The following is a 332-nucleotide window of genomic DNA, read 5'->3' on the forward strand; positions in this document are numbered from 1 at the left end:
TGGCAATACCCCCTCGGGCTGGGATTGCTCCGGTTTCACCCGCTATGTGTACGGGCACTTCGGCTACTCCCTGCCGCGTACCTCCGGGGCGCAGCGCTCGGCCGGCTACGAGATTTCCCCCTCGCAAGCCCAACCCGGTGACCTGCTGTGGTGGCCCGGGCACGTGGGCATCTACACCGGCAACGGCATGCATATCGCCGCGACCAACCCCGAAGGTGGTACCCGCGAAGGTCCGATTTGGGGGAGCCCCACCTACGTGCGGATTATCGACTAGATGCGCTCGGGTGGCGCGGCGTGCTGCTGGGCGCGCCGCGCGCGAGCGTAAAGAAAAG

At 66.9% G+C, this 332-nt stretch carries 1 protein-coding gene; it reads left to right on the plus strand.

What is annotated here, in order from left to right; translation table 11 throughout:
- Positions 1-274: C40 family peptidase (locus QP415_RS11075; protein ID WP_285100098.1), on the plus strand; the 274-nt coding region annotated here is incomplete at its 5' end.
- Between the last annotated feature and the right edge of the window lie 58 nt (positions 275-332).

The sequence above is a fragment of the Pauljensenia sp. UMB3104 genome, from assembly GCF_030217285.1.
Classification (GTDB): Bacteria; Actinomycetota; Actinomycetes; order Actinomycetales; family Actinomycetaceae; genus Pauljensenia.